This is a genomic window from Pseudomonas sp. WS 5010 (genome assembly GCF_012985565.1).
Taxonomy (GTDB): domain Bacteria; phylum Pseudomonadota; class Gammaproteobacteria; order Pseudomonadales; family Pseudomonadaceae; genus Aquipseudomonas.
The window spans coordinates 19,548-45,520 of record NZ_JAAQWQ010000003.1; the positions used below are offsets into that span (position 1 = coordinate 19,548).

Here is a 25,973-nt window from a genome sequence, read left to right on the forward strand (position 1 = left end):
GGGGGCTTTTTTATTGGGTTGACACCTATCTGGGGCGTCTATAGAATTGCGCCTCCTTTTAACGGGCGCAGTGCGCTCGGTGGGAATAGCAGCCGGAGTCTGAAATCCAATGCAAAATCAGCAAATCCGTATCAGGTTGAAGGCTTTTGACCATCGCCTGATCGACCAATCCACCCAGGAAATCGTGGAAACCGCGAAACGTACTGGGGCACAAGTGCGTGGTCCTATTCCACTGCCTACCCGCAAAGAGCGGTTCACCGTTCTGGTCTCCCCGCACGTCAACAAAGACGCGCGTGACCAGTACGAGATCCGTACTCATAAGCGCGTTCTGGACATCGTCCAGCCAACGGATAAAACCGTTGATGCACTTATGAAGCTTGATCTGGCGGCCGGTGTGGAAGTACAGATCAGCCTCGGCTAAGACTCGGGTCTTAGTCGTGTAACGCTCTGAAATGGGCGGCCATAGCGGGTGAAAGCCCCGTACACTCATGAGGTTTACAACATGACTATTGGTGTAGTCGGTCGTAAATGCGGTATGACCCGTATTTTCACCGAAGAAGGTGTCTCCATTCCGGTCACGGTCATTGAGATCGAGCCGAATCGCGTCACCCAGTTCAAAACTGAAGAAACCGATGGCTATCGTGCAGTGCAAGTCACTGTCGGCGAGCGTCGTGCTTCGCGCGTGACTGCTGCTCAAGCAGGTCACTTCGCTAAAGCAAACGTTGCAGCTGGTCGTACTGTCATGGAGTTCCGTCTTGAAGATGGCGACTACCAGGCTGGCGATCTGATCAACGCTGAAATCTTCGCCGCTGGTCAACTGGTTGATGTAACCGGTCAGTCCAAGGGTAAAGGCTTCCAGGGTACGATCAAGCGTTGGAATTTCCGTGGCCAAGACAACACTCACGGTAACTCCGTTTCCCACCGCGTCCCGGGCTCTATTGGCCAGTGCCAGACTCCTGGTCGTGTATTCAAGGGCAAAAAAATGTCCGGTCATATGGGCGCTGAGCGCGTGACCGTGCAGTCCCTCGAAGTAGTGCGCGTCGACGCTGAACGCAATCTGTTGTTGGTCAAGGGTGCTGTTCCTGGCGCTACTGGCGGCAACCTGGTTGTACGTCCAGCGGCCAAGGCTCGCGGTTAAGGGGAAGCTGACATGCAATTAAATGTAAATGACGCTCAAGCGATCGAAGTTTCCGAACTGACATTTGGCGGCGAATTCAACGAGACGCTCGTTCACCAAGCAGTCGTGGCCTACATGGCCGGCGGCCGTCAAGGTAGCAAGCAGCAAAAGACCCGTTCCGACGTTCGTGGTGGCGGTAAGCGCCCTTGGCGTCAGAAAGGTACTGGCCGTGCTCGTGCCGGTACTATCCGTAGCCCAATCTGGCGTGGCGGCGGTACCACTTTCGCAGCTCGTCCGCAGGATCACTCTCAGAAGCTCAACAAGAAGATGTATCGCGCAGCACTGCGCTCCATCCTTGCTGAACTCGTGCGTACTGATCGTCTGGTGGTGGTTCAGGACTTCGCTGTTGAAGCGCCGAAAACCAAAGATCTGCTGAACAAGCTGAACGGCATGGGTCTGACTGATGTCCTGATCGTGTCCGAAGCTGTTGATCAGAACCTGTACCTGGCTGCTCGCAACCTGCCACACGTTGATGTACGTGACGTGCAAGGTTCCGATCCAGTTAGTCTGATCGCATACGACAAGGTGTTGATCACCGTGTCGGCCGTGAAGAAATTCGAGGAGCTGCTGGGATGAACCAGGAACGCGTATTTAAAGTTCTGCTTGGCCCGCACGTTTCCGAAAAGGCTACGGTTCTGGCTGACAAGAAAGGCCAGTTCGTTTTCAAGGTTGCAACTGACGCAACCAAGCTGGAAATCAAGAAGGCCGTCGAAAGCCTGTTCAGCGTGAAAGTAGAGCGTGTTACTACCCTGAATGTTCTGGGTAAGAGCAAGCGCACTGCTCGCGGTCTGGGCAAGCGTAATGACTGGAAGAAGGCAGTTATCTCCCTTCAGCCAGGCCAAGATCTCGATTTCAGCAGCAGTGCTGAGTAAGGAAGGGGTGCATCATGGCAATCGTTAAATGCAAACCGACTTCCCCTGGCCGCCGTTTTGTGGTCAAGGTGGTCAACCAGGAGCTGCATAAAGGCGCTCCTCACGCACCGCTGCTCGAGAAGAAATCGAAGACTGGTGGTCGTAACAACAATGGTCGTATTACCACTCGTCACATCGGTGGTGGCCATAAGCAGCATTATCGTCTGGTCGATTTCCGTCGCAACGACAAAGATGGCATCTCTGCCACTGTCGAGCGTATCGAATACGATCCAAACCGTACTGCTCACATCGCTCTGCTGCTGTACGCAGATGGCGAGCGTCGCTACATCATCGCGCCTAAAGGCGTGAGTGCTGGCGACCAGCTGATCGCAGGTGCCCTGGCACCGATCAAGCCGGGCAACGCTCTGCAACTGCGTAACATTCCAGTTGGTAGCACCGTACACGGCATCGAATTGAAGCCAGGTAAAGGCGCACAGATCGCTCGTTCCGCTGGTGCTTCGGCTCAGCTGATCGCTCGTGAGGGTGTCTACGTGACCCTGCGTCTGCGTTCTGGTGAGATGCGTAAAGTATTGGCTGAATGCCGTGCGACCCTGGGCGAAGTCTCGAACTCCGAGCACAGCCTGCGTTCGCTGGGTAAAGCTGGTGCCAAACGCTGGCGTGGCGTTCGCCCAACCGTTCGTGGTGTTGCCATGAACCCGGTTGACCACCCACACGGTGGTGGTGAAGGTCGTACCTCTGGTGGTCGTCATCCGGTATCGCCATGGGGCTTCCCGACTAAGGGCGCGAAGACTCGTGGTAATAAGCGTACCGACAAAATGATCGTCCGTCGTCGCAAGTAAATAGAGGGATACGACAGTGCCACGTTCTCTGAAAAAAGGTCCTTTTATTGATCTTCACCTACTGAAGAAGATCGAAGTGGCGGCGGAAAAGAACGATCGCAAACCAGTTAAGACCTGGTCGCGCCGTTCTATGATCCTGCCACAAATGGTCGGTTTGACCATCGCAGTACACAACGGTCGTCAGCACGTCCCAGTTCTCGTTAACGAAGACATGGTCGGCCACAAACTGGGCGAGTTTGCCGGTACCCGCACTTATCGTGGGCACGTGGCAGACAAGAAAGCCAAGCGTTAAGGGGTTAGGAAATGGAAGTAGCCGCTAAGTTGTCGGGCGCTCGAATCTCCGCCCAGAAAGCCCGCTTGGTCGCCGACCAGATCCGCGGGAAGAAGGTGGGCGAAGCGCTCAACTTGTTGGCTTTCAGCAGTAAGAAAGCCGCCGAGATCATGAAGAAAGTGCTGGAGTCGGCCGTAGCCAACGCCGAGCATAACGAAGGCGCAGACGTTGATGACCTGAAGGTCAGCACCGTTTTCGTCAACGAAGGGCGTTCGCTGAAGCGTATCATGCCGCGTGCCAAAGGCCGTGCTGATCGCATCGTCAAGCGGTCTTGCCATATCACTGTCAAGGTTGCTGACAAGTAACGGAGTCGAAGAGATGGGTCAGAAAGTACATCCCATTGGCATTCGCCTGGGAATCGTCAAGGAGCACACCTCCGTCTGGTACGCAGACGGTCGGACTTATGCGGACTATTTGTTCGCTGATCTGAAGGTGCGTGAGTATCTCCAAGACAAACTAAAAAGCGCGTCCGTAAGCCGTATCGATATCCATCGTCCGGCCCAAACTGCACGTATCACCATCCACACCGCTCGTCCAGGTATCGTTATCGGGAAGAAAGGTGAAGATGTTGAGAAACTGCGTCAGGACCTGACCAAGCAAATGGGTGTGCCTGTGCACATCAATATCGAAGAGATCCGCAAGCCGGAGCTCGACGGTATGCTGGTTGCGCAGAGCGTAGCTCAGCAGCTGGAGCGCCGCGTAATGTTCCGTCGTGCTATGAAGCGCGCTGTACAGAACGCCATGCGCATTGGTGCCAAGGGCATCAAAATCCAAGTGAGCGGTCGTCTCGGCGGTGCTGAAATCGCACGTACTGAATGGTATCGCGAAGGTCGTGTGCCGTTGCACACCCTGCGTGCCGACATCGACTATGCCAACTACGAAGCTCACACCACTTACGGTGTGATCGGTGTAAAGGTTTGGATCTTCAAGGGCGAAGTAATTGGTGGTCGCCAAGAAGAACTGAAACCACAAGCACCAGCGCCTCGTAAAAAAGCTGCTAAGTAAGGGGTACGCCAAATGTTGCAACCTAAGCGTACGAAGTTCCGCAAGCAGATGACAGGCCACAACCGTGGTCTGGCTCAGCGCGGTAGCAAAGTCAGCTTCGGCGAGTTCGCGCTGAAGTCTGTAGCTCGTGGTCGTCTCACCGCTCGTCAGATCGAGTCAGCGCGTCGTGCACTGACCCGTCACGTAAAACGTGGTGGCAAGATCTGGATCCGTGTATTCCCGGACAAGCCGATCTCCAAAAAACCTCTCGAGGTTCGGATGGGTAAAGGTAAGGGTAACGTGGAATACTGGGTAGCCCAGATTCAGCCAGGCAAAGTCCTGTATGAAATCGAGGGTGTAACTGAAGAGCTGGCGCGTGAGGCTTTTGCCCTGGCTGCTGCAAAGCTGCCGCTCGCCACCGCCTTTGTTAAACGGACGGTGATGTGATGAAAGCGAATGAACTTCGTGAAAAATCCGCACAGCAGCTGAACGAGCAACTGCTCGGCCTGCTGCGCGACCAGTTCAATCTGCGTATGCAGAAAGCAACTGGCCAGTTGGGGCAGTCTCATCTGCTCTCGCAAGTTAAGCGTGACATCGCTCGCGTGAAGACTGTGCTCAACCAGCAGGCAGGTAAGTGATCATGGCTGAAGCCGAAAAGACTGTCCGTACGCTGACTGGCCGTGTTGTCAGCGACAAGATGGACAAAACCATCACCGTTTTGATCGAGCGTCGCGTTAAGCACCCGATCTACGGTAAATATGTTAAGCGTTCGACTAAGCTGCACGCGCACGACGAAACCAATCAGTGCCACATCGGCGACAAAGTCACTATTCGTGAAACTCGTCCGCTGGCCAAGACCAAGTCTTGGGCACTGGTTGATGTTCTCGAACGCGCTGTGGAAGTCTAAGGACTAGGGGTCGGAGAAATTATATGATTCAGACTCAATCCATGCTCGATGTGGCCGATAACAGCGGCGCTCGCCGTGTTATGTGCATCAAGGTGCTGGGTGGCTCCCATCGTCGTTACGCTGGTATCGGTGACATCATCAAAGTTACCGTGAAGGAAGCAATTCCTCGCGGTAAAGTGAAAAAAGGCCAAGTGATGACTGCTGTTGTAGTCCGCACTCGTCACGGCGTACGTCGTGCTGATGGCTCCATTATCCGCTTTGATGGCAACGCTGCTGTTCTTCTGAACAACAAGCAAGAGCCGATCGGCACCCGTATCTTTGGGCCAGTGACCCGTGAACTTCGTACTGAGAAGTTCATGAAGATCGTCTCGCTCGCCCCAGAAGTGCTGTAAGGAGATCCGACATGCAAAAGATTCGTCGTGACGACGAGATCATCGTGATCGCCGGCAAAGACAAAGGTAAGCGCGGTAAGGTGCTGAAGGTTCTTGCTGATGACCGTCTGGTCATTGGTGGTCTGAACCTGGTCAAGCGTCATACCAAGCCAAACCCCGCGTCGGGCGTACAGGGCGGTATCGTCGAGAAAGAAGCGCCATTGCACGCTTCTAACGTCGCCATCTTCAACGGCGAAACCAACAAGGCTGATCGCGTTGGTTTCAAAGTAGAAGACGGTAAGAAAATTCGTGTCTTCAAGTCGACCCAAAAAGCGGTTGATGCTTGAACACTGCTAGGTAGATAAGACCATGGCACGACTAAAAGAGATTTACCGGAAGGAAATCGCTCCGAAGCTTAAGGAAGAACTTAAGCTTTCGAACGTGATGGAAGTTCCGCGCGTTACCAAAATCACCCTGAACATGGGTCTGGGCGAAGCGATCGGTGACAAAAAAGTCATCGAGCACGCTGTTGCTGACCTGGAAAAGATCACCGGTCAAAAAGTCGTTGTGACTTACGCTCGGAAATCCATCGCTGGCTTTAAAGTCCGTGAAGGTTGGCCGATCGGTGTCAAAGTGACTCTGCGCCGTGAGCGTATGTACGAGTTCCTGGATCGTCTGCTGTCGATCTCCCTGCCTCGGGTTCGCGACTTCCGCGGCCTGAATGCCAAGTCCTTCGATGGTCGTGGTAACTACAGCATGGGCGTTAAAGAGCAGATCATCTTCCCGGAAATCGACTACGACAAGATCGATGCTCTCCGCGGTCTGGACATCACCCTGACCACCACTGCCAAGAACGATGATGAAGGCCGCGCTCTGCTGCGTGCGTTCAAATTCCCGTTCCGCAACTGATTGGAGTAGGACCATGGCCAAGATGAGCATGAAAAACCGCGAGCTGAAGCGTCAGCTCACGGTTGCCAAGTACGCCAAGAAGCGTGCAGCACTGAAAGCTATCATCGTTGATCTGAACGCAAGTCCAGAAGCGCGTTGGGAAGCTACAGTAGCTCTGCAGAAGCAGCCACGTGACGCAAGCGCTTCGCGCATGCGTAACCGCTGCCGCCTGACCGGTCGTCCACACGGTGTTTACCGCAAGTTCGGCCTCGGCCGTAACAAACTGCGTGAAGCTGCAATGCGTGGTGACGTACCAGGTCTGGTTAAAGCCAGCTGGTAAGTACTTTCGAAGTCTCGGTGGCCAGGATCGCAAGATACTGACCGCCGGTGGCCTAGAATCTGGAACAAGCCCCTTTTGGGGCTTGTTTCATTTCCGGAGTGTGTCTAAAATACGCGGCTCGCCTGAGCCCGTGTGTTTTATGCCCGGAGATTCTCGGTGACATATGTAGCCGCAAGGCTAATTTTTTTGTATTAGGAGCGTCTAGCCCATGAGTATGCAGGACCCGTTAGCGGACATGCTAACTCGTATCCGTAATGCCCAGATGGCTGAAAAGTCCGTCGTAAGCATGCCATCTTCCACGTTGAAGGTAGCTGTTGCCAAAGTCCTGAAAGACGAAGGCTACATTGCGGGTTATCAGATCAGCAGCGAAATCAAGCCACTGCTGTCCATCGAGCTGAAGTACTTCGAAGGCCGTCCGGTCATCGAGGAAGTGAAGCGCGTTAGCCGTCCAGGCCTGCGTCAGTACAAGTCCGTTGAAGATCTGCCGAAAGTTCGTGGCGGTCTTGGCGTGTCTATCGTCTCCACCAACAAAGGTGTGATGACGGATCGTGCTGCGCGCGCTGCCGGTGTCGGCGGCGAAGTTCTTTGCACTGTGTTCTAAGGGGGGATAAGCATGTCTCGCGTCGCTAAGAACCCCGTTAAGCTGCCAGCCGGTGTCGAAGTAAAATTCGCAGGCCAACAGCTTTCGGTGAAGGGTGCCAAGGGTACTCTTGAACTGAACATCCATTCGTCCGTTGAGATCGTTGAAGAGGCTGGTGAGCTGCGTTTCGCTGCTCGCAATGGCGATCAACAAACTCGCGCAATGGCCGGTACCACGCGTGCGTTGGTAAACAACATGGTCCAAGGCGTAAGCCAAGGCTTCGAGCGTAAGCTCCAGCTGGTCGGTGTTGGTTACAAAGCGCAAGCAAAAGGCACGGTTTTGAACCTGGCCCTTGGCTTCTCGCACCCAGTGGATTACGAACTGCCGGAAGGCATCACCGCTGAAACTCCTAGCCAGACCGATATCCTGATCAAGGGCATCGATAAGCAGCTGGTAGGTCAAGTGGCTGCCGAGATCCGCGACTTCCGTCCACCAGAGCCGTACAAAGGCAAAGGTGTGCGCTACGCGGACGAAGTCGTCCGTCGTAAAGAAGCCAAGAAGAAGTAGGGCATAGCAAATGACCGACAAAAAAGTTACTCGACTGCGTCGCGCTCGCAAAGCACGCCTGAAAATGCACGAACTCGAAGTCGTGCGTCTCTGCGTGTTCCGCTCGTCGCAGCACATCTACGCCCAGGTCATCTCGGCCGACGGCAACAAAGTCCTGGCAAGCGCCTCGACTTTGGATAAAGAACTGCGTGATGGTGCCACTGGCAACATCGACGCGGCCACTAAGGTTGGCCAGCTGGTCGCTACGCGTGCTAAGGCCGCTGGCGTCTCGCAAGTGGCTTTCGACCGCTCTGGCTTCAAGTACCACGGCCGCGTTAAAGCGCTGGCTGATGCTGCTCGTGAAGCTGGGCTGGAGTTCTAAGTTATGTCAAATAACGACCAAAAGCGCGACGAAGGCTACATTGAGAAGCTGGTTCAAGTTAACCGCGTAGCCAAAACCGTTAAAGGCGGCCGTATCTTCACCTTCACCGCGTTGACCGTGGTTGGTGATGGTAAGGGCCGTGTTGGCTTCGGCCGTGGCAAGTCGCGTGAAGTGCCTGCTGCGATCCAGAAGGCAATGGAAGCTGCTCGTCGCAACATGATCCAAGTTGACCTGAACGGCACCACCCTGCAGTACGCAATGAAGTCCGCTCACGGCGCTTCGAAGGTGTACATGCAGCCTGCCTCTGAAGGTACCGGTATCATCGCTGGCGGCGCTATGCGTGCTGTCCTCGAGGTTGCTGGCGTTCAGAACGTTCTGGCCAAGTGCTACGGCTCGACTAACCCGGTAAACGTGGTTCACGCCACTTTCAAAGGTTTGAAAGCTATGCAATCTCCTGAATCCATTGCCGCCAAGCGTGGCAAAAGCGTCAAGGAGATCTTCTGATCATGGCTACCGTTAAAGTAACGCTGATCAAAAGCATGACCGGCCGCATCCCTAACCACAAATTGTGCGTTAAGGGTTTGGGTCTGCGTCGCATCGGTCACACTGTAGAAGTCCAGGATACTCCCGAGAATCGCGGGATGATCAACAAGGCTTACTACATGCTGCGTGTCGAGGGTTAATCGATGAAACTCAATGATCTGAGTCCAGCGCCGGGTTCCCGTCGCGAAAAGCATCGTCCGGGCCGTGGTATCGGTAGCGGTTTGGGTAAGACTGGTGGCCGTGGCCACAAAGGTCAAACCTCCCGCTCCGGTGGCACCATCGCTCCAGGCTTTGAAGGCGGTCAACAGCCGCTGCATCGTCGCCTGCCGAAGTTCGGTTTCGTTTCCCTGAAGGCCATGGACCGCGCAGAAGTGCGTCTGTCCGAGCTGGCTAAAGTGGAAGGCGACATCGTTACCGTGCAGACCCTGAAAGATGCCAACGTGATCAACGTCAACGTACAGCGTGTGAAAATCATGCTGTCCGGTGAAGTGACTCGCGCTGTCACTATCGGCAAGGGAATCGGCGCCACCAAAGGTGCGCGTTCGGCTATCGAAGCAGCTGGCGGCAAGTTCGAGGAATAAATGGCTAAGCAAGGTGCTCTCTCAGCGCTCGGCAAAGGCGGTATGTCTGAACTTTGGGCTCGTCTGCGTTTTCTGTTCCTGGCGATTATCGTCTACCGAATAGGCGCACACATCCCGGTTCCAGGTATCAACCCGGACCGACTCGCAGACCTGTTTCGACAGAATGAGGGGACCATTCTTAGCTTGTTCAACATGTTTTCCGGCGGCGCGCTGGAGCGGATGAGCATCTTTGCATTGGGGATCATGCCGTACATTTCGGCATCGATCATCATGCAGTTGATGAGCGCCGTCAGCCCGCAGCTGGAGCAGTTGAAGAAGGAAGGTGAAGCTGGTCGTCGCAAGATTAGCCAGTACACCCGCTACCTCACTGTCGTTCTTGCTCTTGTCCAGGCTATTGGCATGTCCATTGGTCTGGCGGGGCAGGGCGTAGCGTTCACTGGTGACTTTGGCTTCCATTTCGTTGCAGTAACCACATTTGTGGCTGGTGCGATGTTCATGATGTGGCTGGGTGAGCAGATTACTGAGCGTGGTGTTGGCAACGGTATCTCGATGTTGATTTTCGCAGGTATCGTCGCCGGTCTTCCGAGGGCAATCGGGCAGTCTTTCGAGTCTGCACGTCAGGGTGATATCAATATCTTCGCCTTGGTTGCCATCGGTTTGCTGGCAGTAGCGATTATCGGTTTTGTGGTGTTCATTGAGCGTGGTCAGCGTCGTATTGCTGTTCACTACGCCAAGCGTCAGCAGGGCCGCAAGGTCTTCGCTGCGCAGACCAGCCACTTGCCGCTGAAAGTGAATATGGCCGGTGTTATTCCTGCTATCTTCGCGAGCAGCATTTTGCTGTTTCCGGCTTCGTTGGGTGCCTGGTTCGGTCAGTCTGAAGGTATGGGCTGGTTGCAGGACATCTCGCAGTCGATCGCTCCTGGTCAGCCGTTGAATATTCTGCTGTTTAGTGCAGGGATTATTTTCTTCTGCTTCTTCTATACGGCGTTGATGTTCAATCCGAAAGACGTAGCGGAAAACCTGAAGAAGTCCGGTGCCTTTATTCCGGGTATTCGTCCAGGCGAGCAGTCGGCGCGCTACATTGATGGCGTTCTGACCCGCTTGACCCTGTTCGGTGCTCTATATATGACGGCCGTGTGCTTGTTGCCCCAGTTCCTGGTGGTTGCAGCAAACGTTCCGTTCTACCTTGGCGGGACCTCGTTGCTGATCGTGGTCGTGGTTGTGATGGACTTCATGTCCCAAGTACAATCGCACCTCGTTTCGCACCAGTACGAATCCCTGATGAAGAAAGCCAACCTGAAGGGCTACGGCAGCGGCATGTTGCGCTGAGTACCCCATAAGGTTCGAGGAGTTGGTGATGAAAGTTCGTGCATCGGTGAAAAAGCTGTGCCGTAACTGCAAGATTATTCGCCGCGAAGGTGTTGTTCGAGTAATTTGCAGCGCGGAACCGCGTCACAAACAGCGCCAAGGCTGAGTGTGATCCGCTTGAAGCCCGGCAGCTAGTGCGCTGCCGGGTTGATTATTTGTTATTACAGCGATATTATCTCGCGCCCTATTTCTTGGCTTCCGGGGCGTAGGTAGCTGTCAATTGGAGTCCCACTGAATGGCCCGTATTGCAGGCGTTAACATTCCAGATAACAAGCACACTGTTATCTCGCTGACCTACATCTATGGTGTTGGTCGCACTACTGCGCAGAAAATTTGCGCAGTTGCTGGGGTAAACCCAGCCGCTAAGATCAAGGATCTGAGCGACGAGCAGATTGAATTGCTGCGTGGCGAAGTGGCGAAGTTCACCACTGAAGGTGACCTGCGTCGCGAAATCAACATGAAAATCAAGCGTTTGATGGACCTCGGTTGCTATCGCGGTCTGCGTCATCGTCGTGGTCTTCCAGTACGCGGTCAGCGTACCAAGACTAACGCGCGTACCCGTAAAGGTCCGCGTAAGCCGATCCGCAAGTAATCGCCCCAGCGAATCGACAGGAAAATTATCATGGCAAAACCTGCTGCTCGTCCTCGTAAAAAAGTTAAAAAGACAGTGGTTGATGGCATCGCCCACATCCATGCATCTTTTAACAACACCATCGTGACCATCACCGACCGTCAAGGTAACGCGCTTTCTTGGGCTACCTCTGGTGGTTCGGGTTTCCGCGGTTCCCGCAAGTCCACCCCGTTTGCTGCTCAAGTAGCTGCTGAACGTGCTGGTCAAGCTGCGCTGGAATATGGCCTGAAAAACCTCGACGTTAACGTCAAGGGTCCAGGTCCAGGTCGTGAGTCTGCTGTCCGTGCTTTGAACGGCTGTGGCTATAAGATCGCCAGCATCACCGACGTGACGCCAATCCCGCACAACGGGTGCCGTCCGCCGAAGAAGCGCCGCGTGTAATCCAGGAGATTGTAAAGAATGGCTCGTTACATTGGTCCAAAATGCAAACTCGCTCGTCGCGAAGGCACCGATCTCTTTCTGAAGAGCGGCGTGCGCGCGATCGAATCGAAGTGCAACATTGAAGCAGCACCTGGTATCCACGGCCAACGCCGCGGTCGCCAGTCCGACTACGGCACCCAACTGCGTGAAAAGCAGAAGGTCCGTCGTATCTACGGCGTTCTCGAGCGTCAGTTCAGCGGCTACTACAAAGAAGCTGCTGGCAAGAAAGGTGCAACCGGTGAAAACCTGCTGCAACTGCTCGAATGCCGTCTGGACAACGTTGTATACCGTATGGGCTTTGGTTCGACTCGTGCCGAATCCCGTCAGCTGGTATCGCACAAATCCGTTAGCGTAAACGGCCAAACCGTTAACGTCCCGTCCTACCAGGTTCGTGCTGGTGACGTGGTCGCGATTCGCGAGAAAGCAAAAAACCAACTTCGCATTGTCCAAGCTCTCGATCTGTGTGCCCAACGTGGCCGCGTAGAATGGGTAGAAGTAGACACTGAGAAGAAGTCGGGCGTTTTCAAGAACGTTCCTGCTCGCAGTGATCTGTCCGCCGACATCAACGAAAGCCTGATTGTCGAGCTCTACTCCAAGTAAGGGCTAGAAAATAGGTGCATCCATGCAGATTTCGGTAAATGAGTTCCTGACACCCCGCCACATTGATGTGCAGGTTGTCAGTCCAACCCGCGCCAAGATCACTCTCGAGCCTCTCGAGCGTGGTTTTGGCCACACCCTGGGCAACGCGCTGCGCCGCATCCTGTTGTCCTCAATGCCCGGCTGTGCAGTAGTCGAGGCCGAGATTGACGGTGTGCTCCACGAGTACAGCGCCATCGAAGGTGTACAGGAAGACGTAATTGAAATCCTGTTGAACCTTAAAGGTCTGGCTATCAAGCTGCACGGCCGTGACGAAGTTACGCTGACCTTGTCGAAGAAGGGTTCGGGGGTGGTTACCGCTGCCGATATTCAGCTGGATCATGATGTCGAGATCGTTAATCCCGATCACGTAATCGCTAACCTGGCGTCTAACGGCGCCCTGAACATGAAGCTCACCGTAGCTCGTGGTCGTGGTTATGAACCGGCCGACTCGCGTCAGAGCGATGAAGACGAAAGCCGCAGCATTGGTCGCTTGCAGCTTGACTCTTCGTTCAGCCCGGTTCGCCGTATCGCATACGTGGTGGAAAACGCCCGTGTCGAGCAGCGTACTAACCTGGACAAGCTGGTTATTGATCTGGAAACCAACGGTACTCTGGATCCTGAAGAGGCTATTCGCCGCGCTGCAACCATCCTGCAACAGCAGTTGGCTGCGTTCGTCGACCTCAAGGGTGACAGCGAACCAGTGGTAATCGAGCAGGAAGACGAGATCGATCCGATCCTGCTTCGCCCGGTTGACGATCTGGAACTGACTGTACGTTCGGCTAACTGCCTTAAGGCGGAAAACATTTACTACATCGGTGACCTGATTCAGCGTACCGAAGTAGAACTGTTGAAGACTCCGAACCTGGGCAAGAAATCCTTGACTGAAATCAAGGACGTTCTGGCCTCCCGCGGTCTGTCCCTCGGCATGCGCCTCGACAACTGGCCGCCTGCAAGTCTTAAGAAGGACGACAAGGCGACTGCCTGATCGTCGTAATCACCGAACGTGAGTTTGGTAAGGAATGAACCATGCGTCATCGTAAAAGTGGTCGTCACCTGAGCCGTACCAGCTCGCACCGCAAGGCCATGTTTCAAAACATGGCGGTGTCGCTGTTCGAGCACGAGCTGATTAAAACTACACTGCCGAAAGCCAAAGAACTGCGTCGCGTTGCTGAGCCGCTGATCACTTTGGCCAAGACAGACAGCCTGGCTAACCGCCGTCTGGCTTTCGACCGTACTCGCTCGAAAGCTATCGTTGGTAAGCTCTTCAACGACCTGGGCAAGCGCTACGCTACCCGTGAGGGTGGCTACCTGCGCATCCTCAAGTGCGGTTTCCGCACTGGCGACAACGCGCCTATGGCGTACGTCGAGTTGGTTGATCGTGCTACTGCTGGCGAAGCTGTATCCGCCGAGTAAGACGACAGTCTGCTACGAAAAACCGGGCCTAGTGCCCGGTTTTTTGTGGGCGATAGAAAAGTTCATGACGGGTATTGATTGAGTTGTGGCTATGCGAGCCAAGTCATCGTTAGTAATTAACTATCGATAAGCATGATTTAATAAATTTGATGGTGCCATCTTCCTGGTCAATACTCCCTCCAAGCCGATTAGCCGGCAGTTCCAAGACTGACCTGAGGAGATTGAGCATGAGCCAGAATAAAACCCTTACAACCGCCAGCGGTGCTCCCGTTGCCGATAACCAGAATTCCCGTTCCGCAGGTCCGCGTGGCCCGCTGCTGCTCGACGACTTTCATCTGATCGAGAAGCTTGCCCATTTCAACCGCGAAAACATCCCAGAGCGTCGTGTACACGCCAAAGGCTCGGGAGCCTATGGCACGTTCACGGTCACCAAGGACATCACCCAGTACACTAGCGCCAAGCTGTTTGACGCTGTTGGCAAGCAGACGCCAACCTTCCTGCGTTTCTCGACAGTGGGTGGCGAGCGCGGCTCCGCAGACACCGAGCGCGACCCACGTGGCTTCGCATTGAAGTTCTACACCGAAGAAGGCAACTGGGACATCGTTGGCAACAATACCCCGGTGTTCTTTATCCGTGACCCACTGAAATTCCCCGATTTCATCCACACCCAAAAGCGTCTGCCGCAAAGCAACCTGAAAAGTGCGCAGATGATGTGGGACTTCTGGTCACATTCGCCTGAGGCGCTGCACCAGGTCACCATCCTGTTCTCGGACCGGGGTATCCCGGACGGCTACCGCCACATGCATGGCTTTGGTAGCCACACCTACAGCTTGATCAACGCCAATGGCGAGCGTCACTGGGTGAAATGGCACTACAAGACCAAGCAAGGCATCAAGAACCTGGCGCCTGCCGATGCTGCGCGCCTGGCCGGTACCGATCCGGATTATGCTCAGCGCGATCTGTTTGGGGCCATCGAGCGCGGCGACTTCCCGAAATGGCGCGTGTGTATCCAGATCATGACTGAGGCCCAGGCCAACGCGCACTACGAGAATCCCTTCGACGTGACCAAAACCTGGTCTCAGAAAGAATTCCCGTTGATTGAGGTGGGCGAGCTGGAGTTGAACCGCAATCCGCAGAACTACTTCGCCGAAGTGGAGCAAGCCGCGTTCGGTCCAAGCAACATGGTGCCAGGTGTCGGTTTGTCGCCAGATCGCATGCTGCAGGGGCGTGTCTTTGCTTACGCCGATGCGCATCGCTACCGTATCGGGACCAACCATCAGCACCTGCCGGTGAATGCTCCACGCAGTCCCGTCAATACTTACCAGCGTGACGGTTCCATGGCGTTCGGCAGCAACGGTGGCGCGGCCCCGAACTACGAGCCAAACAGCTACGCCGATGCCCCCAAACAGGCGCCGCAGTACGCAGAACCTGCCCTGGCTCTGAGTGGTGCAGCTGATCGCTACGATCACCGCGAAGACACGGATTACTACAGCCACGCCGGTGCGCTGTTCCGCCTGATGAATGCTGAGCAAAAGGCGCTGTTGATCAACAACATCGCGGGCGCGATGGCGGGTGTTTCCAGCGATGTGGTTCAGCGTCAGTTGCAGCACTTTTTCAAGGCCGATCCGGCGTATGGAGAAGGGATCGCAACTGCACTGGGTGTATCGCTTAACTAACTCTAAGTGATAAGCAGAACCGCCCTCATTTGGGCGGTTTTTGCGTTATTTCAGCTACTTTTCTCCGAAAAACATCACTTTTATGCCGTTCATCCCGTGACCTGCGGGTCCGCTTGGTTCAAACTACAGTCTTTCAAGTAGGGAGATGTAGGGCGATGCAAGGTCACCCCGACGTAATCGATTACCTCAACACGTTGCTGACGGGCGAACTGGCAGCTCGTGACCAATATTTCATTCACTCGCGTATGTACGAAGACTGGGGCTTTACCGAGCTCTACGAGCGTATCAACCACGAAATGGAAGAAGAGGCACAGCACGCCGACGCGCTGATGCGCCGTATCCTGATGCTCGAAGGCACGCCGCGTATGCGTCCTGACGACCTGGATACCGGTACCACTGTGCCTGAGATGCTCGCCAGCGACTTGCGCCTGGAATACAAGGTTCGTGCAGCACTGTGCAAAGGCATCGAGCTTTGCGAGAAGCACAATGACTACGTGACCCGGGAAATCCTGCGCGTACAGTTGAACGATACTGAAGAAGATCACACCTACTGGCTGGAAAAGCAGCTGGGTCTGATCAAATTGATCGGCCTGGAAAATTACCTGCAATCGCAGTTCTGATTCCGCCGGCAATAAAAAAGCCCCTGTCACCGCTACGGTGACAGGGGCTTTTTGTTGGGCCTGAAGAGTCAGGCCCGGTCGCGCGCCAGCAACGGCTTCAGATAGTAGCCCGTGTGGGATTGCGGCATCTCGGAGACCTGCTCCGGCGTACCCACCGCAATAATCTGCCCACCCTTGGAGCCGCCTTCCGGCCCCAGGTCCACCAGCCAGTCGGCCGTCTTGATCACATCCAGGTTGTGTTCGATCACCACCACGGTGTTGCCGTGGTCGCGCAGGCGATGCAGCACGTCGAGCAATTGCTGGATATCCGCGAAGTGCAGGCCGGTGGTCGGTTCATCGAGGATATACAGGGTCTTGCCGGTATCGCGCTTGGACAGCTCGCGAGACAGCTTCACCCGCTGCGCCTCGCCACCGGACAGCGTGGTCGCCGACTGCCCCAGCTTGATATACGACAAGCCCACGTCCATCAGGGTCTGGAGCTTGCGCGCCAAGGCCGGCACCGCGTCAAAGAACACCCGAGCTTCCTCGATAGTCATCTCAAGGGTTTCGTGGATGTTCTTGCCCTTGTACTTGATCTCCAGGGTTTCGCGGTTGTAGCGCTTGCTCTTGCACACATCGCACGGAACGTAGATGTCCGGCAAAAAGTGCATCTCGACCTTGATCAGGCCGTCGCCCTGGCAAGCTTCGCATCGCCCACCCTTGACGTTGAAGGAAAACCTCCCAGGCCCATAACCACGGGAGCGGGACTCCGGCACACCGGCGAACAGTTCGCGTATCGGCGTGAACAGCCCGGTATAGGTCGCCGGGTTGGAGCGGGGAGTGCGACCAATCGGGCTCTGGTCGATATCCACTACTTTATCCAGCAGCTCCAGGCCCTTGATGCTGTCATGGGCGGCTGCTTCCAGGGTGGTGGCACCGTTCAATGCCGTGGCGCTGAGGGGGAAGAGGGTGTTGTTGATCAGGGTCGACTTGCCTGAACCGGATACACCGGTCACGCATGTCAGCAGGCCCAGGGGGATTTCCAGGTCGACATTGCGCAGGTTGTTGCCGCGCGCGCCCTTGAGGTGCAGTGCCTGTTTTTTATTACGCGGGGTACGTTTGGCCGGCACTTCGATTTTTACCCGGCCAGACAGGTACTTGCCGGTCAGCGAGTCCGGGTGGGCCATGACTTCGGCCGGGGTGCCCTGGGCAACAATATGCCCGCCATGCACGCCCGCACCGGGACCGATATCGACCACGTAGTCCGCGAGGCGAATGGCGTCCTCATCGTGTTCGACCACAATCACCGTGTTGCCGATGTCGCGCAGGTGCTTGAGCGTGCCCAGCAAGCGATCATTGTCGCGCTGGTGCAGGCCGATGGACGGCTCGTCGAGGATGTACAGCACGCCCACCAGGCCGGCGCCGATCTGGCTGGCCAGGCGAATGCGCTGGGCCTCGCCGCCGGACAGGGTGTCGGCACTGCGATCCAGGGACAGATAGTCCAGACCCACGTTGACCAGGAACTGCAGGCGCTCGCGGATTTCCTTGAGGATCTTGTCGGCAATCTCGCCACGTCGCCCGGTCAGCTTCAGTACGGCGAAGTATTCGCAGGCATCACCGATCGGCAGGTTGGTCACCGCCGGCAGGGTCTTCTCGCCGACCCACACGTGGCGGGCCTCGCGACGCAAGCGGGTGCCGCGGCAATCCGGGCAGGGCTGGGTGCTGAGGAACTTGGCCAGTTCCTCGCGCACGCTGGCCGACTCGGTTTCCCGATAGCGGCGCTCCAGGTTGGGCACGATGCCTTCGAACGGGTGGGAGCGCTTGACGATGTCGCCACGGTCGTTCAGGTACTTGAAGTCGACGTTCTGCGAGCCGCTGCCATGGAGGATGACTTTCTGTTGCTCGGCCGGCAGTTCGTTGAATGGCACTTCCAGGCTGAATTTATAGTGGGCAGCCAATGACCCGAGCATCTGGAAGTAATACACATTGCGCCGGTCCCAGCCACGTATCGCGCCTTCCGCCAGTGTCAGGTCACCATTGACCAGGCGCTTGATGTCGAAGAACTGCTTGACCCCCAACCCATCACAGGTCGGGCAGGCGCCGGCCGGGTTGTTGAAGGAGAACAGCTTGGGCTCCAGCTCGCTGATGGCATGGCCGCAGATCGGGCAGGCGAAGCGCGCGGAGAAGATGATTTCTTCGCCTGGCTCGTCGTCCATCGGCGCCACCAGGGCGATACCATCCGCCAGTTTCAGCGCGGTCTCGAACGACTCCGCCAGACGTTGCTGCAGATCGGCGCGCACCTTGAAACGGTCGACCACCACATCGATGGTGTGCTTCTTCTGTTTATCCAGCTTTGGTGCTTCATCCAGCTCATAGAGCTTGCCGTTGATCCGGGCGCGGACAAAACCCTGGGCGCGCAGCTCTTCGAACACCGACAGGTGCTCGCCCTTGCGCTCGCGAATTACCGGGGCCAACAGCATCAGCTTGGCGCCTTCCGGCTGGGCCAGCACCAGGTCGACCATCTGGCTGACGGTCTGCGCTTCCAGAGGGATGTCGTGGTCCGGGCAGCGCGGAATACCGACGCGTGCGTACAGCAGGCGCAGGTAATCGTAGATTTCGGTGATGGTGCCCACGGTGGAGCGCGGGTTGTGGGAGGTCGATTTCTGTTCGATGGAAATGGCTGGCGACAGGCCTTCAATGGTGTCGACATCAGGCTTTTCCATCATCGACAGGAACTGCCGGGCGTAGGCCGACAGCGACTCCACATAGCGACGCTGGCCTTCGGCATACAGCGTATCGAACGCCAGCGACGACTTGCCGGACCCGGACAAGCCGGTGATGACAATCAGTTTGTCCCGGGGCAGGGTCAGGTCGATGTTCTTCAGGTTGTGGGTTCTAGCCCCACGAATCAGGATCTTGTCCAAGATGGCCTCGCACGGCGGGCGTATAAATAATGCAGGAGTATACGGCTAAAGACTGGATGAATATACACTGTCAATTTGCCCATTTCAGCCTTACATGAAAGCTGCGCGGCAAAGCGCCGCATATACCCTCTCAATCGATGGGACTGGTAGAATCGCCGCCGGTTCACACGAGGTTTTTCCATGCACGATCCCCACAGCGAACGCATGAGTAGCGGCGAGACCCGAGCAGCAAGCGGTCTGGCCCTGGTGTTCGCCTTCCGTATGCTGGGCATGTTCATGGTGTTGCCGGTACTGGCGACCTATGGCATGGACCTCGCTGGCGCGACCCCGGCCCTGATCGGCCTGGCGATTGGCGCCTATGGCCTGACCCAGGCGATTTTCCAGATTCCGTTCGGGATCATTTCCGACCGCATTGGCCGCCGGCCGGTGATCTACCTGGGGTTGATCGTCTTCGCCCTGGGCAGCGTGCTGGCGGCCAATGCCGACTCGATCTGGGGCGTGATCGCCGGACGCATCCTGCAAGGCGCCGGGGCGATTTCCGCGGCGGTGATGGCGCTGCTGTCGGACCTGACCCGCGAACAGCATCGCACCAAGGCCATGGCCATGATCGGCATGACCATCGGTCTTTCGTTTGCCGTTGCGATGGTGGTTGGCCCGCTGTTGACTCGTGCGTTCGGTTTGCACGGCCTGTTCCTGGCCACCGGCGGCATGGCGCTGTTCGGCATCCTGATCGTGGCCTTTATGGTGCCGCGTTCCACCGGGCCGCTGCAGCACCGTGAGTCGGGCGTGGCCAAACAGGCGCTGCTGCCGACGCTCAAGCACCCCGACCTGTTGCGCCTGGATTTAGGTATCTTCGTATTGCACGCCATGCTGATGTGCAGCTTCGTCGCCTTGCCCCTGGCGCTGGTGGAAAAGGCCGGGTTGCCCAAGGAGCAGCACTGGTGGGTCTACCTGACCGCGTTGCTGATTTCGTTCTTCGCCATGATCCCGTTCATCATCTACGGCGAGAAGAAACGCAAAATGAAACGAGTTTTGCTCGGCGCCGTCGCGACATTGATGCTCACTGAACTATTCTTCTGGCAGTTCGGCGACAGCCTACGGGCGCTGGTAATCGGCACGGTGGTGTTTTTCACCGCGTTCAACCTGCTGGAGGCGTCACTGCCTTCGCTGATCAGTAAAGTTTCACCGGCGGGCGGCAAGGGCACGGCGATGGGGGTGTATTCCACCAGCCAATTCCTCGGTTCGGCGCTGGGCGGGATCATGGGCGGCTGGATGTTCCAGCATGGCGGTTTGTCGGTTGTGTTCCTCGGATGCGCCGGGCTGGCTGCACTTTGGCTGGTCTTTGCTGTTACCATGCGCGAACCTCCCTACGTCACAAGCCTGCGTTTGCCGCTATCGCCCGAGGCGATCCGTGAAAGCGGTCTGGTAGAGCGCCTGAAGGCCGTCGTAGGGGTAACAGATGCAGTCGTGGTCGCTGAAGAGGCGGCCATTTACATCAAATTGGACACCGAACTATTGGATCGCGCGACGCTCGAGCAACTGGTAAATCCAGTGCCGACAGCGCGCCCAGCCTAGGAGAACGTTATGGCCCGTGGGGTTAACAAAGTCATATTGGTCGGTACATGCGGCCAGGATCCCGAAGTTCGCTACTTGCCTAACGGTAACGCCGTGACCAACCTGAGTCTGGCGACCAGCGAACAGTGGACTGACAAGCAGACTGGCCAGAAGGTCGAGAAAACCGAATGGCACCGTGTGTCGATGTTCGGCAAGGTCGCAGAGATCGCCGGTGAATACCTGCGCAAGGGTTCGCAGGTCTACATCGAAGGCAAACTGCAGACCCGCGAGTGGGAAAAAGACGGCATCAAGCGTTACACCACTGAAATCGTGGTCGACATGCAAGGCACCATGCAACTGCTGGGCGGCCGTCCACAGGGCGACCAACAGGGCCAGGGTGGCATGTCCAACTCGGCGCCGCGTCCACAGCAGTCCCGTCCGCAGCCAAGCCAGCAGCCACAGCGTGAGTCGCGTCCAGCGCCACAGCAGGCGGCACCGCAGCCAGCGGCTGACTTCGATAGCTTTGATGATGATATTCCGTTCTAGCGGTCACCTTAGACTTTTTTGTAAAGTTTTGGTCTGGAGCCCCCGTATATCGGGGGCTTCTTCGTTTTTAGAGGTGTAAAATTATTTTGACCATTTTTGATATGTATGCCACCATGTAAAAATGTAAAGAATTGGAAGCTTTATGATCATCAGGATGCGTAGGCTCACATGTGCTGACGGTGAGAGGCTTGTAGTGTTGGTGGGAGACGATGGGGTTCCACTGTTTTACCCGACTCTCTTTGTAACCGCCCACCTGCGAGGCGGCTCCCTAGCGGTCAACACAAACATTAACGCGCTGACGGCAATAAAATCTTTATACGCTTGGCAGGAGTATTTCGGGATAGACATAGAGGCACGGTTTAAGAAAAACCTCCTTTTGGAAGCCCATGAAATACACGCGCTACGTGATTTTCTTCAAAAACCTCTTCGTGTATCTGCTGCCCAAAAGGTAGTGTCCATAAAGCAGCCGAAAGTTGTTTGTAACGAAGTCCAATATGCACGCATGAGCGTTATTGCTATATACCTTGAGTTTCTCGCCGGGAAACTTCAACGCGCTACCGATCTCAGCAGTGCGGCGGCTACGGCAATGGCTTCACAGATCAGAGCGAACCGGCCTCAAAATGCTGGATGGTTGGAGACGGATCGCGAAGATAAGCATCTAGATGATGAGATGCTGGATAGCCTCGAAATGATTTTGAAGCCTGGATCTGAGTCTAATCCTGTCGGGTCCTATCCTGTCCAAGTACGAAATGCGCTGTTGTTCTCTATACTGCGCACCACTGGATTTAGACGTGGTGAAGCCCTTAATCTGAAGATTGAGGATATCGATTTTGCTTCGAAGGTCATCAAAGTGGTACGGCGGGCGGACTCCAAAGGTGATGTGAGAGCGATCCAGCCCACTGCTAAAACCTTCGGCAGACCATACCCGGTTCTTCCCGAGTTGATCCAACGCATCTATGAGTATGTGACCGAGTATCGGAATAAAATCCCCGCGGCCCGAAGGCACGGCTATCTGTTTGTGGTTCATAAAGAGGGACCAAACCTAGGACGTCCTCTTTCGAACTCTGCCTTTGGCAAAATCTTTGATCAGATAAAGCACGCAGCAGCAGGTCATGCGGGTGTGCATGCTCATTCTCTACGCCATCACTGGAACTATACTTTTTCTAAAAATTCCGACGAACGTGAAACTTCGTCTGCGGAAGAGGAGCGTAGTCGCTCATTTTTGATGGGATGGATGTCCACTTCGGGAACAGCAGCGACCTACAACGGGCGACGTATCAAAGAAAAAGCCAGAGTGGCAACACTAGAGATTCAGGCAAAGCACCTCAAAAATATGCATAAGGACAATAAAGAGTGAACCAGCTCGCCGCTGCTATCCATCAGACAGTTGCCTATACATCCCGTGAAGGCTATACATTTCATATTGATGACGACCGATGGATATTAAGCAAAGACATCACTATTCCGCTCTTCGCCATGGAGGGACTGCTCCCCGACACGCTGTGGATGTCTTTCCGGCTGGTTTTGGCACTTTATGCTAAAAAATACGCCCCCTCGCATACGAAAAATATGTTTGAACGGTGCAAGCATTATCTTGAGGCTACCCCGTCTCTAGAGCCATTCAGCCCAGAGTCGTTGCTCTCGTTCCGCTCGCAGCTAGACTCCAAAAATGAATGGCATCTGGGCAATCTGAGAGGTTTCATCCGCCAGTGGCATGCCTTGGGATATGCCGGGGTGCCAGAGAAGTCCCTGTTGCTGCTTGATAAATGGACATTGAAGGGAAACGAAAAGGGCTTTGCGGTGCAATCGATGTGCCCGGATTCCGGCCCGTTCACCGATATTGAAATGTCGGGAATGCTTGATAGTTTGACTGCTGGTTTTTCTGATGGGCTATTTTCGCTGGAAGAAACTTGCTACGCCATGACGCTGGCAATGACAGGACGACGACCAGGGCAGATCACGGCGCTGAAGCTTAAAGATCTTCAATTCGTAGGAGGGAAGTACTACATAAACTTTCCTCAGGCTAAGCAACGTGGCCAGGGCTGGAGGGTGGGTTTCAAACGCTACGGCATCGTGGAAGATCTTTGGCTGCTATTGCAGGAGCAGTCTGCGATGGTCCAGCGCCTCTTTGCGAAACACCTTTATGACTCCGTGCCTGAGGAATTGATAGGCGAGCTGCCTCTCTTTCCTCGCATAAGTGAACTAAATAGAAGTGAAAACCTTCGCGAGCAGTTGGACTGCGATCGTTTGCATGCCCCGAATGCTTACGTTACAGCCGCGATGGCCCAAGTGGCTAAAAAACTTGATGTGCTTAGTGAACGGACGGGCCTACCAATCTGGATCAATCCGACCCGGTTCCGCTATACGCTGGGCACCAATCTTGGGCGTGAGGGGCATGGGGAATTTGTCATCGCCGAAGCTTTGGGTCATAGCGACACGCAAAACGCTGGTGTCTACGTACGAAACAGCCCGGAAATCGTTGAGCGCCTGAATAAAGCAGTAGCTCTTCAATTAGCACCTCTCGCCCAGGCTTTCCAAGGTGTGTTGGTTAAGTCGGAGCGCGACGCATCAAGGGGTAGTGACCGAGCCAGCCGCATATCGAATGGCGAGGTGAACCTTGGTAGTTGCGGGAGCTACGGTTTCTGTTCAGCCAGTGCACCCATCGCGTGCTATACGTGCTCATTCTTCCAGCCGTGGCTTGACGGTCCACATGAGTCATTTCTCGACACCCTCATTGAAGATCGTGACTTGGTAATGGAACAAACCGGTGACCTCAAAATCGCATCTGTGAATGATCGTCTTATCTTGGCTGTTGGCGATGTTGTAGATCGTTGCCGAAAAATCAACAGTAGGGATGCAGCATGAGCAATGTGTTGTTATTCACCCCTAAGCACGAGCTGGATTCTAAAAGAAATTTAGCTGATTTCATCGAGCTGGCACGTGATCGGTTAACGGTGTTTGGTGCGGACCTTGATTGGTACAGTAACACTTGGCCTAAAGTCGGGAACTTTACGATTCAAGGTGCGCCTGCAAGAGGCTTTGGTGAGGATCAAATTCTTGATGCTAAATTTATCCCTTTTGCTAAAGCCTACGTAAGATATTCCTGTGGGTTTCACGGCAAGAAGCTAAAGAACGAATTCAAGGCATTGCGGTGCATTGAACAGGCCCTCATCATGGTTAAGGGGGTGGCGGATATTACATTAACTGATATCGAGGTTCTTGATGCTTCCGCCGAGGTTGCAAGGAACTATCGCTCCACCGCTTATCAAGCAGGTTTGGCGCTGGTTCAGCTGATAGCCTTCCTGAACGAAAACCGTTTGGTCGCCACCAAGCTTACTTGGAAGAACCCGATAAAGAAGGATAAAGATCAAAATCGAACCGATGCGGAGGGCAGAAAAAAGCGCGAAGAAAAAATGCCCGAAGATCACTGGCTAGACAGTATGGCCGAGATGTTTTCCAATAAACTGGAGGCGCCCAGGGACGTTTTCACTACTTCGATATTCGGGTTGCTCATGAGCGCCCCTTCGAGAGTTTCGGAAATCCAACAGCTGCCACTGAATTGCTTTCACCGAGAAAAGGACAGAAATGGTGTAATGCGCCGAGGTCTTCGCTTTTATGGGGGAAAAGGGTATGCGTCAGACATCAAATATATGCCCACTATTTTCGAAGACACTGCCGTAGAGGCTGCTCGACGTCTTACAGAGCTGACAAAGCCAGGCCGGGAACTAGCGAAATGGTATCAGGATCATCCGAACGAATTCTACCGACATGCAAACTGCCCAAATGTCAGCGAGGACCATCCCCTTACGGCTTCCCAGGCATGTGAAGCCGTAGGTATTTCCAGTCATGGCGGACTTCCTGGTCTCCGTGCTTATTTCCAGAACTATCCGAAAATTCTCGATATTTTGAATCGAGGAACAGCACTGACCCTTCGCGATCTGAATGATTTTTGTCGTAGCCAGTTGCCTGATGGCTTTCCATGGAAGCATAAAGAGCTAGGCATCAAGTGGTCGAAATCGCTCACATGCTTTCGAAAGCATGAATTTCACATTGAATGGGATGCTAGTCCAATTTTGCTTTGGACTCCTGGCAAGAGCACGTTTACAACTGATTTGAATTTCATCCCCGGTCAGGAAAACAGTATTTGGAAGCGGCACGGTTATCGAAATTTGGACGAGACAGAAATCTCAATGACTTCTCACCAAGTACGCCACTTCCTAAACACAGTCGCTCAGCGGGGAAAACTTGGCGAGCTAGACATTGCGCGGTGGTCCGGGAGAGCTGATATTCGTCAGAACGCCACATATAACCATATGACCGAGTCTGAACTTGTGGATGGTGCACGTGAGATTGTGGGGGCTGGCCTGCTGGAAAGGGTGAAGGCAAATGCCCCGGTGACTCTCGCGGACTTGGAAGCCGTTGGAGATGGTATTGCTCATGTCACTATCTACGGTTTTTGTGTGCACGATTTTTCAATGGTCCCGTGCCAAAAGCACCGCGACTGCCTGAATTGTACCGAGCAGGTTTGCGTAAAGGGCGACGACGAAAAGCTCGTGCGATTAAAAAATGTCCGGGACCGTACCCAGGTACAGCTCGACAAGGCCGCCGCAGCCTCCGAGGATGGGGTCTATGGCGCTGACCGATGGACACAGCACCAGCTTGCCACGCTAGAGCGTGTGGATCAGTTGATAATGATCCTTGAGTCGCCCGATACGCCCAACGGCGCTGTAATCCGGTTGAGTAACGATCAAGAACACAGCGTCCTCAAGAGAGAAATCGCGGCGCGATCTGAGAAATTAATCAATGTCGTCTCGGATGAGTTCGATATGGGCGATCTGCGCAAAATGCTAGGGCAATTCTAA

The 25,973-nt window shown here is 55.0% G+C and carries 36 protein-coding genes; 35 read left to right on the plus strand and 1 reads right to left on the minus strand.

From position 1 onward, the window contains the following. Nucleotides 1-109 precede the first annotated feature (109 nt). From rpsJ to bfr, 30 genes are all read left to right on the plus strand, one after another. Nucleotides 110-421 carry a 30S ribosomal protein S10 gene (gene rpsJ, locus HBO11_RS08910; RefSeq protein ID WP_003186070.1) on the plus strand — a complete coding sequence of 104 codons (312 nt, stop codon included), beginning with the start codon at nucleotides 110-112 and terminating at the stop codon, nucleotides 419-421. An 81-nt stretch (nucleotides 422-502) separates the two neighbouring features. Then, complete coding sequence (gene rplC, locus HBO11_RS08915; protein ID WP_003194649.1) at nucleotides 503-1,138, plus strand: 50S ribosomal protein L3; 636 nt, start codon at nucleotides 503-505, stop codon at nucleotides 1,136-1,138. A gap of 12 nt (nucleotides 1,139-1,150) precedes the next feature. Further along, nucleotides 1,151-1,753, plus strand: a complete 603-nt coding sequence (gene rplD / locus HBO11_RS08920; protein WP_057438746.1) for a 50S ribosomal protein L4 — start codon at nucleotides 1,151-1,153, stop codon at nucleotides 1,751-1,753. Next, nucleotides 1,750-2,049, plus strand: coding sequence for a 50S ribosomal protein L23 (rplW, locus tag HBO11_RS08925; protein ID WP_002555488.1), 300 nt, complete (start codon nucleotides 1,750-1,752; stop codon nucleotides 2,047-2,049). Before rplD ends, rplW begins: the two co-directional genes overlap by 4 nt. A 14-nt stretch (nucleotides 2,050-2,063) precedes the next feature. Next, the gene (gene rplB, locus HBO11_RS08930) at nucleotides 2,064-2,888 is read left to right on the plus strand and encodes a 50S ribosomal protein L2 (RefSeq protein WP_003176423.1); all 825 of its coding nucleotides are present in this window, start codon (nucleotides 2,064-2,066) and stop codon (nucleotides 2,886-2,888) included. Between the two features lie 16 nt (nucleotides 2,889-2,904). Then, nucleotides 2,905-3,180 carry a 30S ribosomal protein S19 gene (gene rpsS / locus HBO11_RS08935; protein WP_002555486.1) on the plus strand — a complete coding sequence of 92 codons (276 nt, stop codon included), beginning with the start codon at nucleotides 2,905-2,907 and terminating at the stop codon, nucleotides 3,178-3,180. An 11-nt stretch (nucleotides 3,181-3,191) separates the two neighbouring features. Then, entirely contained in the window at nucleotides 3,192-3,524 is a 333-nt protein-coding gene (rplV, locus tag HBO11_RS08940) for a 50S ribosomal protein L22 (protein ID WP_003103908.1), read from the plus strand. Between the two features lie 13 nt (nucleotides 3,525-3,537). Further along, nucleotides 3,538-4,224 (plus strand): 30S ribosomal protein S3, encoded by a 687-nt coding sequence (gene rpsC, locus HBO11_RS08945; protein ID WP_003176422.1) that lies wholly within the window; start codon nucleotides 3,538-3,540, stop codon nucleotides 4,222-4,224. Nucleotides 4,225-4,236: 12 nt separating this feature from the next. Then, nucleotides 4,237-4,650, plus strand: a complete 414-nt coding sequence (gene rplP / locus HBO11_RS08950) for a 50S ribosomal protein L16 (RefSeq protein WP_003232424.1) — start codon at nucleotides 4,237-4,239, stop codon at nucleotides 4,648-4,650. Beyond that, on the plus strand, nucleotides 4,650-4,841 hold the full coding sequence (gene rpmC / locus HBO11_RS08955; protein ID WP_002555481.1) for a 50S ribosomal protein L29: 192 nt from the start codon (nucleotides 4,650-4,652) through the stop codon (nucleotides 4,839-4,841). Before rplP ends, rpmC begins: the two co-directional genes overlap by 1 nt. A 2-nt stretch (nucleotides 4,842-4,843) precedes the next feature. Further along, nucleotides 4,844-5,110 (plus strand): 30S ribosomal protein S17, encoded by a 267-nt coding sequence (gene rpsQ, locus HBO11_RS08960; protein ID WP_003176419.1) that lies wholly within the window; start codon nucleotides 4,844-4,846, stop codon nucleotides 5,108-5,110. A 23-nt stretch (nucleotides 5,111-5,133) separates the two neighbouring features. After that, nucleotides 5,134-5,502, plus strand: a complete 369-nt coding sequence (rplN, locus tag HBO11_RS08965) for a 50S ribosomal protein L14 (RefSeq protein WP_002555479.1) — start codon at nucleotides 5,134-5,136, stop codon at nucleotides 5,500-5,502. A gap of 11 nt (nucleotides 5,503-5,513) precedes the next feature. Further along, a complete protein-coding gene (gene rplX, locus HBO11_RS08970; RefSeq protein ID WP_029299388.1) occupies nucleotides 5,514-5,828 on the plus strand; it encodes a 50S ribosomal protein L24 in 315 nt (104 codons plus the stop codon). 22 nt (nucleotides 5,829-5,850) lie between these two features. Further along, on the plus strand, nucleotides 5,851-6,390 hold the full coding sequence (gene rplE / locus HBO11_RS08975; protein WP_003210069.1) for a 50S ribosomal protein L5: 540 nt from the start codon (nucleotides 5,851-5,853) through the stop codon (nucleotides 6,388-6,390). A 13-nt stretch (nucleotides 6,391-6,403) separates the two neighbouring features. Next, nucleotides 6,404-6,709, plus strand: coding sequence for a 30S ribosomal protein S14 (gene rpsN / locus HBO11_RS08980; protein WP_003176414.1), 306 nt, complete (start codon nucleotides 6,404-6,406; stop codon nucleotides 6,707-6,709). A gap of 208 nt (nucleotides 6,710-6,917) precedes the next feature. Further along, nucleotides 6,918-7,310 (plus strand): 30S ribosomal protein S8, encoded by a 393-nt coding sequence (gene rpsH / locus HBO11_RS08985; protein ID WP_017848802.1) that lies wholly within the window; start codon nucleotides 6,918-6,920, stop codon nucleotides 7,308-7,310. A 12-nt stretch (nucleotides 7,311-7,322) separates the two neighbouring features. Next, nucleotides 7,323-7,856: a 50S ribosomal protein L6 gene (gene rplF / locus HBO11_RS08990; protein WP_003176412.1), complete on the plus strand. Its 534-nt coding sequence runs from the start codon at nucleotides 7,323-7,325 to the stop codon at nucleotides 7,854-7,856. Nucleotides 7,857-7,866: 10 nt separating this feature from the next. Next, complete coding sequence (gene rplR / locus HBO11_RS08995; RefSeq protein WP_003186037.1) at nucleotides 7,867-8,217, plus strand: 50S ribosomal protein L18; 351 nt, start codon at nucleotides 7,867-7,869, stop codon at nucleotides 8,215-8,217. A gap of 3 nt (nucleotides 8,218-8,220) precedes the next feature. Further along, nucleotides 8,221-8,721, plus strand: a complete 501-nt coding sequence (gene rpsE, locus HBO11_RS09000) for a 30S ribosomal protein S5 (RefSeq protein ID WP_003186035.1) — start codon at nucleotides 8,221-8,223, stop codon at nucleotides 8,719-8,721. 2 nt (nucleotides 8,722-8,723) lie between these two features. Continuing rightward, nucleotides 8,724-8,900, plus strand: a complete 177-nt coding sequence (gene rpmD, locus HBO11_RS09005) for a 50S ribosomal protein L30 (protein ID WP_003176408.1) — start codon at nucleotides 8,724-8,726, stop codon at nucleotides 8,898-8,900. A gap of 3 nt (nucleotides 8,901-8,903) precedes the next feature. Further along, nucleotides 8,904-9,341 carry a 50S ribosomal protein L15 gene (gene rplO, locus HBO11_RS09010; RefSeq protein ID WP_003176407.1) on the plus strand — a complete coding sequence of 146 codons (438 nt, stop codon included), beginning with the start codon at nucleotides 8,904-8,906 and terminating at the stop codon, nucleotides 9,339-9,341. Continuing rightward, on the plus strand, nucleotides 9,342-10,670 hold the full coding sequence (gene secY, locus HBO11_RS09015) for a preprotein translocase subunit SecY (protein ID WP_053125863.1): 1,329 nt from the start codon (nucleotides 9,342-9,344) through the stop codon (nucleotides 10,668-10,670). It begins immediately after the preceding gene. A gap of 28 nt (nucleotides 10,671-10,698) precedes the next feature. Then, nucleotides 10,699-10,815 carry a 50S ribosomal protein L36 gene (rpmJ, locus tag HBO11_RS09020; protein WP_002555468.1) on the plus strand — a complete coding sequence of 39 codons (117 nt, stop codon included), beginning with the start codon at nucleotides 10,699-10,701 and terminating at the stop codon, nucleotides 10,813-10,815. A 129-nt stretch (nucleotides 10,816-10,944) separates the two neighbouring features. Then, nucleotides 10,945-11,301: a 30S ribosomal protein S13 gene (rpsM, locus tag HBO11_RS09025; RefSeq protein WP_024077676.1), complete on the plus strand. Its 357-nt coding sequence runs from the start codon at nucleotides 10,945-10,947 to the stop codon at nucleotides 11,299-11,301. A 30-nt stretch (nucleotides 11,302-11,331) separates the two neighbouring features. Next, nucleotides 11,332-11,721 (plus strand): 30S ribosomal protein S11, encoded by a 390-nt coding sequence (gene rpsK / locus HBO11_RS09030; protein ID WP_002555466.1) that lies wholly within the window; start codon nucleotides 11,332-11,334, stop codon nucleotides 11,719-11,721. 18 nt (nucleotides 11,722-11,739) lie between these two features. After that, nucleotides 11,740-12,360 carry a 30S ribosomal protein S4 gene (gene rpsD, locus HBO11_RS09035; protein ID WP_003210056.1) on the plus strand — a complete coding sequence of 207 codons (621 nt, stop codon included), beginning with the start codon at nucleotides 11,740-11,742 and terminating at the stop codon, nucleotides 12,358-12,360. Nucleotides 12,361-12,382: 22 nt separating this feature from the next. Then, nucleotides 12,383-13,384, plus strand: a complete 1,002-nt coding sequence (gene rpoA / locus HBO11_RS09040; protein ID WP_003176403.1) for a DNA-directed RNA polymerase subunit alpha — start codon at nucleotides 12,383-12,385, stop codon at nucleotides 13,382-13,384. A 41-nt stretch (nucleotides 13,385-13,425) separates the two neighbouring features. Beyond that, the gene (gene rplQ / locus HBO11_RS09045) at nucleotides 13,426-13,812 is read left to right on the plus strand and encodes a 50S ribosomal protein L17 (protein WP_007918448.1); all 387 of its coding nucleotides are present in this window, start codon (nucleotides 13,426-13,428) and stop codon (nucleotides 13,810-13,812) included. Between the two features lie 227 nt (nucleotides 13,813-14,039). Next, on the plus strand, nucleotides 14,040-15,488 hold the full coding sequence (locus tag HBO11_RS09050) for a catalase (protein WP_169951374.1): 1,449 nt from the start codon (nucleotides 14,040-14,042) through the stop codon (nucleotides 15,486-15,488). A 155-nt stretch (nucleotides 15,489-15,643) separates the two neighbouring features. After that, on the plus strand, nucleotides 15,644-16,108 hold the full coding sequence (gene bfr, locus HBO11_RS09055) for a bacterioferritin (protein WP_029299402.1): 465 nt from the start codon (nucleotides 15,644-15,646) through the stop codon (nucleotides 16,106-16,108). A 68-nt stretch (nucleotides 16,109-16,176) separates the two neighbouring features. On the opposite strand, the gene uvrA is transcribed toward bfr, so the two are convergent. Beyond that, entirely contained in the window at nucleotides 16,177-19,011 is a 2,835-nt protein-coding gene (gene uvrA / locus HBO11_RS09060; protein ID WP_169951372.1) for an excinuclease ABC subunit UvrA, read from the minus strand. A gap of 180 nt (nucleotides 19,012-19,191) precedes the next feature. Between uvrA and HBO11_RS09065 the strand changes: the two genes are divergently transcribed. From HBO11_RS09065 to HBO11_RS09085, 5 genes are all read left to right on the plus strand, one after another. After that, a complete protein-coding gene (locus HBO11_RS09065) occupies nucleotides 19,192-20,586 on the plus strand; it encodes an MFS transporter (protein ID WP_169951370.1) in 1,395 nt (464 codons plus the stop codon). Between the two features lie 9 nt (nucleotides 20,587-20,595). Then, entirely contained in the window at nucleotides 20,596-21,111 is a 516-nt protein-coding gene (locus HBO11_RS09070) for a single-stranded DNA-binding protein (RefSeq protein WP_017849542.1), read from the plus strand. A gap of 142 nt (nucleotides 21,112-21,253) precedes the next feature. After that, the gene (locus HBO11_RS09075; RefSeq protein ID WP_170058867.1) at nucleotides 21,254-22,468 is read left to right on the plus strand and encodes a site-specific integrase; all 1,215 of its coding nucleotides are present in this window, start codon (nucleotides 21,254-21,256) and stop codon (nucleotides 22,466-22,468) included. After that, on the plus strand, nucleotides 22,465-23,976 hold the full coding sequence (locus HBO11_RS09080; RefSeq protein ID WP_170058868.1) for a site-specific integrase: 1,512 nt from the start codon (nucleotides 22,465-22,467) through the stop codon (nucleotides 23,974-23,976). The genes HBO11_RS09075 and HBO11_RS09080 overlap by 4 nt, the downstream gene beginning before the upstream one ends. Beyond that, nucleotides 23,973-25,973 (plus strand): integrase, encoded by a 2,001-nt coding sequence (locus HBO11_RS09085; RefSeq protein ID WP_170058869.1) that lies wholly within the window; start codon nucleotides 23,973-23,975, stop codon nucleotides 25,971-25,973. The genes HBO11_RS09080 and HBO11_RS09085 overlap by 4 nt, the downstream gene beginning before the upstream one ends.